This window comes from Agarivorans sp. Toyoura001, from assembly GCF_005405585.1.
GTDB lineage: Bacteria > Pseudomonadota > Gammaproteobacteria > Enterobacterales > Celerinatantimonadaceae > Agarivorans.
This window is the reverse complement of record NZ_BJEQ01000020.1, coordinates 74,228-81,849: the sequence shown is the minus strand read 5'-3', so window position 1 is coordinate 81,849 and position 7,622 is coordinate 74,228. Positions and strand designations below refer to the sequence as shown.

Sequence of the window (7,622 nt, the reverse complement as noted above, 5' to 3'; positions counted from 1 at the left end):
TTTTAATATTAATTAAGAAGAAGTTTTTGCGCCGTTAATAAAGCCTCAGGCCTTACCAACCCTGACATCGTTTCTACATCGCTTTGCAGCGCCGCTTGCCGTGTCAGTGGAGTCGCATTATAGGGATGCCCTTTAGGAAAGCAACCGTTATTTTGAATTTTTAACGTTTATCCAAACAAAAGTCTGAATTTGATTACTTATAAAGCAAAAAGGCGCAAATAAGTGCGCCTTTTTCAATAATTACACTATATGAGGCTTAGCTTTTGTCTTGTTCTTGTTCCGAACTGACTGAGTCTGCTTTTTTCTCAGTAGGTTTTGATGTCGCTTCTGGAGCATTGCACTCTAGATCTTCTTCGTCACCCACCACATGCTCAAATCTAAAGTCCTTTACCGTGCGAATAGTATAAACCGGACCAGACACCGCATAAGCAGCAAACAAGGTAAACAAGATGACCGCTGGCTTTACAGCCACCACAATAAACACTAGTACAATAAGTAGTACGGCAAAGAACGGGACTCGACCTTTTAGGTCAATACCTTTAAAACTGTGGTACTTAAAATTACTCACCATTAGCAAGCCACTTATTACGGTAATTAAACAGGCGATAACGCCTGATTTATTTCCCGGGAATTCCATGTCTTGGGCAAACCACACCATACCAGCAATGAGCGCCGCAGCAGCAGGACTCGCCAAACCTTGGAAGAAGCGTTTATCAGCGATACCAACCTGAGTATTAAAGCGCGCTAAACGCAGGGCTGCACCAACTGTATATACAAAGGCAGCTAACCAGCCAATTTTTCCTAAGTCGTGTAAGGCCCAGTTATAAACAACTAACGCAGGTGCAATGCCAAAAGACACCATATCGGCCATCGAATCGTATTCAGCACCAAAGGCACTTTCGGTATTAGTTAAACGCGCGACTCTTCCGTCGACACCGTCAAATATCATGGCCACAAAAATGGCAATGGCTGCGGCCTCAAACTGCCCATTCATGGATGCAACTACGGCGTAAAACCCTGAAAAAAGACCTGCGGTGGTAAACAAGTTGGGAAGCAAGAAGATGCCCTTTTGCCTAGCACCGTCGCTAATTTTTTGCTCTGTCATTTAGCTACTCTGTGAAACTGCCTAAAAAACTAGGGCTAAAAATAGCATATGCCCCTAGTTGTTAATAGTGATTCAAAGACAAATTGGAGTAGATGAACTATATCTTAATCAAGTGTCATCAATTTCAGAGATAGACAAACTCATAAGTTGAAAAGTTTTCGCAAATTGGTAGTAGCAAGATGAATATAGACAGATTGATCGAACATTTAAGCCTGAGTTCGGAGCAGATAAGTCAGTTTACCGAGCTAGAACAACAATACAGCCAACTCATGGACAATATGTTTGGCTTTGAAGGCGACCGCAAGCAAATGTGGAAAGCTATGCGGGACCTAGTGAAAGAAAAAGACTTAGAAATAATTAAACTGCTCGACAAGAGCCAACTCGAAACCTATCTCACCCTTAAACAAATTCAAAAACAACAACGCAGGCAAAGCTAATGTAACCCAAGGCCCATTAGCTTGCCGCGCGAGCACTGCTAGTTAAAGCTGAGCTGTCCGTCTGTTAATTCTATGCGAATTGTTTTACCGGGTTCTATTTGCCCAGACAAAATGGCATTGGCTAATGGGTTTTCCAATTGCTGTTGGATCGCTCGCTTAAGTGGGCGAGCACCATAAACAGGATCGAACCCTGCCTGCCCTAACTTATCTAACACTGCATCACTAAACTCTAGCTTATAACCTTTTTCTTCTAGGCGGGGCACTAGGCGCTGCACCTGTATCGCCGCTATTTCACGAATTTGTTCATACGCCAGAGGATGAAAGACAACCGACTCATCGATACGGTTAATAAACTCAGGTCGGAATTGTTGAGCCAATACGTCCATTAATGCGGTTTTAATTTCTTGGTGAGTCATTTCTCCGTGGCGCTCTTGGATAATATCGGAGCCTAAGTTGGAGGTCATAATGACCACTGCATTGCGAAAATCTACCGTACGGCCTTGGCCATCAGTTAAGCGACCATCATCCAATACCTGCAATAAAATATTGAATACATCTGGATGGGCTTTTTCTACCTCATCCAACAATATCACTGAATAAGGACGACGCCTTACCGCCTCGGTTAAATAGCCGCCCTCCTCATAGCCCACATAGCCTGGAGGGGCACCAACGAGTCGAGCAACTGAATGTTTTTCCATAAACTCTGACATGTCGATTCGAACCATCGAGTCTTCGGTATCAAACATAAACTCAGCTAACGCTTTACACAGCTCAGTTTTACCTACCCCCGTTGGACCTAAAAACAAAAAGGAACCAATTGGGCGGTTGGGATCAGATATCCCAGCACGACTACGACGAATAGCATTGGAGACAGCTTCTACTGCTTCACTTTGGCCAATTACTCGGCCGTGTAGCTGTTGCTCCATGCGCATAAGTTTATCGCGCTCACCTTCGAGCATCCGATTCACCGGAATACCCGTCCAGCGCGAAAGTACATCGGCAATTTCAACGTCAGTAACTTTATTGCGCAGCAAGCTCATGTCTTGCATTTCGGCCTGAGAGGCTAAATCTAATTGGCGCTCTAATTCTGGTATCCGACCATATTGCAGTTCAGACATTCGATTTAGGTCACCAGCACGCCTGGCAATATCCATGTCTAAGCGGGCTTGCTCTAAATCAGCCTTAATATGTTGAGTTCCAGACAACGCCGCTTTTTCAGCTTTCCATACTTCATCCAACTCGCGAAATTTGTGCTCTTTATCTACTAACTCACTGTCGAGTAGCTCTAGGCGCTTAACACTGGCGCTATCAGACTCTTTCTGCAGCGCTTGACGCTCCAGCTTTAGTTGAATGATTTTTCGCTCAAGTTTGTCCAAGGCTTCTGGTTTGGAATCGATTTGTAAGCGAATGCTTGAAGCCGCTTCATCAATCAAGTCAATCGCTTTATCGGGTAACTGACGATCAGAGATATAACGATGTGACAAACTTGCAGCAGCCACAATCGCTGGGTCGGTAATTTCTACAGAATGATGCAGCTCATAACGCTCTTTCAAGCCACGTAAAATGGCAATGGTGTCTTCCACATTAGGCTCTTCCACCAGCACTTTTTGGAAACGACGTTCTAGGGCTGCATCTTTTTCTATGTATTGGCGATATTCATTTAAGGTAGTCGCGCCCACACAGTGAAGCTCCCCTCGCGCTAATGCTGGTTTAAGCATATTACCCGCATCCATTGCTCCATCGCCTTTACCTGCCCCCACCATAGTGTGCAGTTCATCGATGAACAAAATCACTTGGCCTTCTTCTTGAGAAAGCTCATTAAGTACCGCTTTTAAACGTTCCTCAAACTCACCACGATATTTAGCCCCCGCCACTAACGAGCCCATGTCTAAAGACAAAACACGTTTGTTTTTTAAGCCTTCTGGTACTTCGTGATTAATGATGCGCTGCGCTAAACCTTCGGCTATGGCGGTTTTACCCACTCCGGGTTCACCAATAAGCACTGGGTTATTTTTAGTGCGGCGTTGCAATACTTGAACAGTACGACGAATTTCATCGTCACGGCCAATCACCGGATCCAGCTTGCCTTGTTCGGCGCGCTCAGTGAGGTCGATGGTATATTTTTCGAGTGCTTGGCGCTGATCTTCGGCATTCGGGTCGTCGACCTTTTGGCCACCGCGCAATTTTTCAATGGCTTTGTTAATGTTTTCTTTATTCGCGCCCAACTCGCGCATGATGTCGCCAAGCTTACCTTTGTCTTCGGTTACCGCTAAAAAGAAAATTTCTGACGAAATGAACTTGTCTTTACGTTTTTGCGCCAACTTGTCACAAAGATTAAGCAGCACCACCAACTGATTGGATAGCTGCACCTCTCCACCTGTGCCTTCTACACGAGGCAGTTGCTCTAGGGCTTGAGATAGTTGTGAACGTAAGGCACTACCTTCAATACCAGCTTCTACCAACAGGGGTCGCAAAGATGCTGCGTCTTGATTCAACATGGCCGACATTAAGTGTACCGGCTCAATAAATTGGTGATCTCGCCCAAGCGCAAGCGACTGAGCATCAGAAATGGCTAATTGGAATTTGCTTGTGAATCTATCTAGGCGCATGTGGCACCTCCACTTGGATAAGCTATTAATGATTATGTGGGATTGAAAGCAAAAAAAATCAAGATATCAGGCGCTAAATATTAACGTTCAACACCAAATCTGTGAACTTTACGGTTTATTCAGATAACCAAATGGCGGCAGCCATACGACCAGTTTGTCCTTCCCGTCGATAAGAGAAGTAATGCTGTGGATGGCTATAAGTGCAGATACGCTCAGAATAAATAGCGCCTAGTCCTAAAGCCTGTAACCGTTGCTCGGCGAGAGTGAAAATATCGGCGTAGTATTTATCGGCTTGAGAAGCTTGAGTAAACGCGCTGGCGGCCCTAGCGTTGTGTTGTACAAAACGCTGTTTTACCTCTGCACCCACTTCAAAAGCCTGAGGGCCAATAGCGGGTCCCATCCAAGCCATAAGCTGCTGCGGTTCTACTTGCATTTTTGCGACGGTTTTTTCCAACACTCCATCTACCAAGCCTCGCCAGCCGGCATGTGCCGCTGCTACTACGGTTCCTTGCTGGTCGCAAAATAATACCGGCAAACAATCGGCGGTCATCACTACACACGCGGCACCTGAACTGGCAGCAATACTGGCATCGGCTTCGCTAAGTACATTGGCTTGGTCACTAGCATCCACGACTCGAGTACTGTGTACTTGCTTGAGCCAGCATACCTGCTCGGGCATAGACATTTGAAAATTCGCACGATTGCTATTTACCGCAGCAAGCTCATCGCCAACATGGTCACCCAAGTTATACGAATCAAAGGGCACTTGGCTCACTCCCGCTACACGATCGCTATAGACAGCAACCACGTTTGCGGGGCAAGGCCAATTCACCGAGTGCTTACCCAAGATCTAACCCAAATCAGGATTGAGTTTATGATCCGCTCGCAAGGCGTCGGCAATATCTAACATATCTTGCGGAACCGGCGCATGCCATTCCATCATTTCGCCAGTAATTGGGTGCTCTAAACGCAACATAACAGCGTGCAGAGCCTGACGCTGAAAACCGCGCATAGCGGCAATCAGTTCTTCACTTGAACCTTTAGGCAAACGCAAACGGCCGTAGGTTTGGTCACCCAATAGCGAATGGCCAATATGGGCCATATGCACGCGAATTTGGTGAGTACGACCGGTTTCTAAGCGCAAGCGAATACGGGTATGCTGGCGAAATTTCTCGGCAACACGGTAATGCGTAACCGCAGGTTTACCTGAGGTGACAACTGCCATGTGGGTGCGTTTAGTAGGGTGACGGCCAATAGGCTCTTCCACCAAACCGCCGGCTGTCATAGTACCAGTAGCAATGGCTTCGTACTCACGAGTCACTAAGCGTTTTTGCAAAGCATCCACTAAGTGAGTTTGAGCGGGTACGGTTTTAGCCACCACCATCAAGCCAGAAGTGTCTTTATCTAAGCGGTGCACAATACCGGCACGTGCTACCTCAGCAATAGATGGGTATAAATGCAACAAGGCATTAAGTACCGTACCGCTGTTATTGCCAGCTCCTGGGTGAACAACCATGTTAATGGGTTTGTTAATCACTAGAATATCGTCATCTTCATAAACAATATCTAGTTTGATGTCTTCAGCTTTCGCTTCAACAACATCTTCTAACACAGTATTTAAGACGATTTCTTCACCGCCCACTACCTTTTCCCTAGGTTTTACCTTAAGTTCGCCATCCAAACGAACACACTCCCCTAATATCCATTCTTTAATTCGAGAACGAGAGTAATCGGGGAACAACGTCGCTAATGCTTGGTCTAGGCGGGCGCCTGCAAGCTCTTCGTCGACGATTGCACGCAACTCTAATTGTTGACTCATCTTAGGTTTTACCTCTGACAGGAAGGCCAAAACGGGCTATTGTAATCATTCTAAAGCTAAAGCATAGAAGAAAATGGTTTGTTAGACGCTGCTCCCACTATATATATCACTCGGCGATTGACGGTTTAGGTGGCATAGAGGATACTGTTTGCCCATTATTTACGGTGAATGGCGTAATACTTTTAGCAAGTGCGGAGTATTGTTATCGGGCCATCACATAAACGATTAAGACGATTTTTAGCTCATGATGCGCGTTTACAAGCAAACAATTTCAGTAATACTTCTCGGCCTTGCGCTGAGCGCCTGTTCTTCGTCGAAAGAAAAACCGAAGATCCCAGACAAGCCCGCTTCAGAGCTTTACGCCGAAGCACAAACTGCAATTAACAACGGTGCGTTTACCGATGCTGCAGATAACTTAGAAGCATTAGATACTCGTTACCCATTTGGCCCTTATTCAAGCCAAGTACAACTTGATCTTATCTACGTTTATTACAAGCGCAGTGATACTGCGATGGCACTTGCGAGCAGCGAGCGTTTTATTCGTAACAACCCCACGCATAGCGCCTTAGACTACGTGTATTACATGCGCGGTTTAACCAATATGTCAGCAGATTACAATTTGTTCCAAAGTGTCGTAGGTATTGATAGGTATGACCGCGACCCGAGTTTTTCTCGTCAAGCCTTTAACGACTTTAGCACGCTAATTAACCGCTATCCGCGCAGTGATTATGCCCCAGATGCTAAGCAACGTATGGTTTACTTAAAAGACAATTTAGCTCGTCACGAAGTGGCTGTGGCACGTTATTACATCAAACGCGAAGCATTTATCGGTGCGGTAAACCGCGCACGTTACGTGATTGAGAATTTCCCAGATACGCCTTCAGCACGAGATGCTCTAGAAGTCATGGAGCAAGGTTACAAGGCTTTAGGTGTGACAGACAAAGTGGAACAAACTGCGCTAATACGCAGCGCTAACTAAATAACTTTCAGAAATAAAAAAGGCGAGCTTAGCTCGCCTTTTTTATTGGCTATAAATTAAATAGCATCTTCGTTTTCTTCACCGGTACGAATACGAATAACACGGTCTACATCGCGAACAAAGATTTTACCATCACCGATTTTACCAGTTTGCGCAGTTTGTACGATAGTTTCAATACAGCGCTCTAGATCATCTTGCTGAACAACAAGTTCTAGTTTCATTTTAGGTAAGAAATCTACTTTGTATTCAGCGCCGCGGTAAAGCTCGGTATGTCCTTTTTGACGACCAAAGCCTTTTACTTCTGTAACCGTCATACCAGTAATACCAATTTCAGCTAAGGCTTCGCGAACATCATCCATCTTAAATGGCTTGATAATTGCCGTTACTTGCTTCATTTGTACTTCCTTATTTTTATCATTTTGTTGAGTCTGTATGTTGTTTACTTTAAGCCAAGCGCAAGCAAGTAACAACGGCGTAAAGCAAGCTTGGTCGGCAAAACTGCACAAAAAGTGTCAATTATTGGAATTAGAGTGATACTTAATAGGCTGTTTGTTAACGTTTTTATGCTTTGCTTGCGTTAAATACGTTTTTCCTCACTTAATCTAGGTGAAACGCGCTAACGCTGAAAAATCGAACAACTTTGACTCATTGCTAGCTTAATGCTCAAATTTCC

Annotated in this window: 7 protein-coding genes; 2 read left to right on the top strand and 5 right to left on the bottom strand. The window is 45.1% G+C overall.

Annotation, left to right across the window (positions count from 1 at the left end):
• Positions 1-256: 256 nt before the first annotated feature.
• Positions 257-1,105, bottom strand: coding sequence for a CDP-diacylglycerol--serine O-phosphatidyltransferase (pssA, locus tag FFR00_RS18645; RefSeq protein ID WP_137674926.1), 849 nt, complete (start codon positions 1,103-1,105; stop codon positions 257-259).
• 179 nt (positions 1,106-1,284) lie between these two features.
• Here pssA and FFR00_RS18640 point away from each other — a divergent pair, with 179 nt between their 5' ends.
• Positions 1,285-1,542, top strand: a complete 258-nt coding sequence (locus FFR00_RS18640) for a hypothetical protein (protein ID WP_137674925.1) — start codon at positions 1,285-1,287, stop codon at positions 1,540-1,542.
• A gap of 38 nt (positions 1,543-1,580) precedes the next feature.
• On the opposite strand, the gene clpB is transcribed toward FFR00_RS18640, so the two are convergent.
• The 3 genes from clpB to rluD form a co-directional block, all read right to left on the bottom strand.
• A complete protein-coding gene (gene clpB, locus FFR00_RS18635; RefSeq protein ID WP_137674924.1) occupies positions 1,581-4,151 on the bottom strand; it encodes an ATP-dependent chaperone ClpB in 2,571 nt (856 codons plus the stop codon).
• 115 nt (positions 4,152-4,266) lie between these two features.
• The gene (gene pgeF, locus FFR00_RS18630; protein ID WP_235836260.1) at positions 4,267-4,983 is read right to left on the bottom strand and encodes a peptidoglycan editing factor PgeF; all 717 of its coding nucleotides are present in this window, start codon (positions 4,981-4,983) and stop codon (positions 4,267-4,269) included.
• Between the two features lie 18 nt (positions 4,984-5,001).
• Positions 5,002-5,970, bottom strand: a complete 969-nt coding sequence (rluD, locus tag FFR00_RS18625) for a 23S rRNA pseudouridine(1911/1915/1917) synthase RluD (RefSeq protein ID WP_137674922.1) — start codon at positions 5,968-5,970, stop codon at positions 5,002-5,004.
• A gap of 244 nt (positions 5,971-6,214) precedes the next feature.
• On the opposite strand from rluD, the gene FFR00_RS18620 reads away from it, so the two are divergent.
• Positions 6,215-6,949 carry an outer membrane protein assembly factor BamD gene (locus FFR00_RS18620; RefSeq protein WP_137674921.1) on the top strand — a complete coding sequence of 245 codons (735 nt, stop codon included), beginning with the start codon at positions 6,215-6,217 and terminating at the stop codon, positions 6,947-6,949.
• A gap of 56 nt (positions 6,950-7,005) precedes the next feature.
• On the opposite strand, the gene FFR00_RS18615 is transcribed toward FFR00_RS18620, so the two are convergent.
• Entirely contained in the window at positions 7,006-7,344 is a 339-nt protein-coding gene (locus FFR00_RS18615; RefSeq protein WP_137674920.1) for a P-II family nitrogen regulator, read from the bottom strand.
• Positions 7,345-7,622: the final 278 nt, after the last annotated feature.